Source organism: Cyanobacteriota bacterium (genome assembly GCA_025054735.1).
In the GTDB taxonomy this organism is placed as follows: domain Bacteria; phylum Cyanobacteriota; class Cyanobacteriia; order SKYG9; family SKYG9; genus SKYG9.
In genome coordinates this window covers 1-3,264 of sequence record JANWZG010000420.1, presented here as the reverse complement: position 1 = coordinate 3,264, position 3,264 = coordinate 1, and the positions used below count along the sequence as shown (strand labels likewise).

The 3,264-nt window shown below is 47.3% G+C and carries 2 protein-coding genes; one reads left to right on the top strand and one right to left on the bottom strand.

The genetic code is table 11. The features are described 5' to 3' along the window. Positions 1-1,462: alpha/beta hydrolase (locus NZ772_16130; GenBank protein ID MCS6815083.1), on the bottom strand; the 1,462-nt coding region annotated here is incomplete at its 3' end. 807 nt (positions 1,463-2,269) lie between these two features. On the opposite strand from NZ772_16130, the gene NZ772_16125 reads away from it, so the two are divergent. Beyond that, positions 2,270-2,719, top strand: a complete 450-nt coding sequence (locus NZ772_16125; protein ID MCS6815082.1) for an anti-sigma regulatory factor — start codon at positions 2,270-2,272, stop codon at positions 2,717-2,719. The last annotated feature ends 545 nt before the right edge of the window (positions 2,720-3,264 follow it).

Below are 3,264 nucleotides of genomic sequence, written 5' to 3'. Positions count from 1 at the left end.
CTAGGAAAAACGCCAGACTAAGACTCTTCAAGTAGGGATGGGCTAGGGTGGGATTTGGCCCAATCAAACCATCAGGAACTGAGAAAACAACAGAAGTTTCCTGGCCTAGAAATGAAAAATGAGTGCCTCGATCCATAATCACTAGGTAGCGATCGTTGGTCGTCATCCAGCTAAAGGGAAATAGCTGCTCTGGTACGGGTGGGGCAAAGTAGTCATCAGTGCCTGCAATCATCAACGTTGGCACTCGAACTTGCTCCATGCCTTGTCTTCCAAACAGTGCACTGCCAATAGGATTAATGGCAAAAACAGCCTTAACCCGATCGTCTCGCATATCATAGTTTTGCAGTGGCAACTCCGTACCTCGGCACTGCAACAACATTGATAAATTGAAGTCTAATGTCTGCGTGCTACAGCGATCGCGCAACACAGGATCTAGCTGCATTGCGTTGATAGTAGCTCCACCTACAGCTAGTGCTGTGTACCCTCCAAAGGATTGCCCTAGCACACCTACCTGCTGGAGGTTAATGCGACCATAGCGAGCGGGATCAGCTTCAGCACGGAGTTGCAAGTAATCTAGCAGATAGGTAATGTCTGACGGGCGCTCCACAATATCAGTCGCATTAGGAGAGCCTTGTAACCCCCCTAGGAAACGAAGGAATGCACCACTGCTGGTCTCAGGATGCTCTAAAGCTGCAACTGCAAAACCATAGGATGCTAGGTGACGAGCAAGGTAAGCAAACGTTGTGCGATCGGAAGCAATCCCATGGGAGATGACAATCAGAGGAACTGGTGTTCGGACTTCTAATGGCATGTAGAGATCTACCGGAACTAACTGCGATCGCTGTGGGTTGGCAATTGCCAGTGATTCTTTACTGTAGTTCCGAGGGCCAGTTTTTTGTAGCGCAATCAAATTAGCTAGATTATCTGGCGGTGGCAACACCTCTGTCGGCTTAAGGGCAGCTAAAACCTGATCCCGGCGTTGAAAAATCTCAGATGCACTGCGAGCAACCTTCAAACTTTGAGGTAAGTCTAGGCGAATGTCCCGACTAGGAAATTTGCGTAGCAACTCTACAACATTTAGGCCGTTGGGTTCTGCGGCTGCAAGAATGAAAGCTGCTCGCAAAGCCCTAGACCCATTTTGATGAGCTTCGGTACGAATCACGTTGCCCAAGCGATCAAGCAGTACATCCCCTGTAGGAGAATAGGCAACCTGAGAAATGGTTACAGGACTGATGACAAACTGGCGTTGCAGTAATTCTCGAAATGCCTCTAACTGTGCTGGAGTTGCTTGCTGAGCATAGAAGGCAAAATCTGGCGTGATGCGACCCTCTTTAGCAAAGATTTCTAAATCGGTGACTGAAACTGTGAACTCCCCGAAGGGTGGATAGAAAAACTTGATGCGCTCTGCTGACCAGCTTGGGCTTGCGGTGATGACGATCGCTTGACCAACGAGAACTGCCAACAAGTATTGCCAAAACCTGCAACAGTGAAGCAATAGGCGATTACTCAGAAATCTTAATATCTGCATATTGAGGGAATTACAGAAACAGTCATTAGCACCAGTTAGCTTGAATGCCAGGGAAGCCGACTCCCTCGGCATAAAGTCCATACAGGTAGGCTAATAGGTTCTAACCATAGTACTAGGCAAGCTAGGGAGAATCCGCAGATTCGGTCACAACCTACCCGTTGATTTTTTACACAAGCTCTAATTTCCCTGCATCCTCCTACTGGGGTATTTCGTGTGATAAACTCAATGTAGCAGTGATAGCTCTAGGTCAACACACACGGCGAATAGATGAAGTAATGCAGGTAAGATAGTGCAGGTAACTGCTGTTAGTCATGAACAGCATAATCATAGAGAACTCAAATGTGTTCAGCTATGTTCGGCAAGTGGGTTAGATGCAAGTTTTGCAGGAACTTTGACGCTTGGAGTAAACATCTGGCGATGGCTCCGGCAACTTGTGTCACTGGTAGTTAGAGTTGGAGGTTAACCTTGTACTAATAACCCAAAGGCATGAAAGTGAATTTTTAGTTTGACTCATTTGTGCTCACTTAACTATTGTTGTAGCTTGTCTAAGTTACTGATCCTGAACACTGAGTCTCCAGATTTCAGCACTTCTACTTCTTCCATACAGTGATACTGTGGATGTTAGCAGCCCATAGGATCATTGGAGTTAGTAGGATTGGTCTTCGGCACTTTGGTGTATGTCCATAGCAACATGTATCTGCACCACGTTACTTTCACTTGAAATTCAGTAGGGTCTTCTAAGTGATTGCCATTTCACGCCGCCCAATTGGGCGTATCGCTAACACAGTTAGCTTTGCCTCGACACTTTACTTGTGTCCGGTGCTTGATGTACTAGTAGCTGAGGTGCCAGAGCGCTGGCGATCGGAGATACGGCTAGGTTTGCAAGAGGCACTAGTTAATGCCGTTAAGCATGGCAACAAGCTGGATCCAGGAAAACTAATCCGGGTGAACTTTTCGGTGGTTGAGCGATTCTATTGGTGGGTCATTACCAATCAAGGCCAAGGATTCACACCACCCGCGGCTAACCTAGCCAGCCTTGATGATTATTTGCCCTGTTGTGAGCAAGAGTGTGGTCGTGGCTTGTTCATTCTGTACCAGATTTTTGACGAGGTGCAGTGGAACGATGATGGAACGCAGCTAACGCTAGGCAAGCAATTGCACGATCGCTTCCGGTTCCCACTTATTAGTTAGTGTTAGTTAGTGAGACTATTAGCTATAAACCGTTATTGGTTGGTGGACTAGTGCAGAGAACCGTTATGTTAGTGCTTTCATCAGCCTACGCAGGACTTGATTTTGATAACGATTTTGTGGTGGATGTCAATGGATTACGCTAAAAGGTGTCAGTTTAACAGCCGAGCGCTCGACCTAATGGTTTTAGCAGGCTGTTCTTGTCTGCTTGCCTTGTTGCACCATCCTGTGTCGGCTGTGTTATCAACCCCTAGTCCCTTTGCTACTAGACTACATGCTGTAATGGTCGTAACATCCGGATCACCAAAGTTCCAGGAGTTGAATCAACTGTCACACACTGACCATGATGCGCAGTTGTAAGGTGCAATCTAAGGGCTGAATTGATGTTGCTATCGGTGAGCTTAAGCCAGCGTCCATCGTGGTGGACGATCGGTAACCTGTGGTTACTGCTGGTTGTGATAGCAGTCGGCCTCTCGCTGTTACCCACGGGGGTACTTCAGCAAGAGGTGATTAACTGGGGTGGCCTGACCCAGCTAGGGCAGTTTATA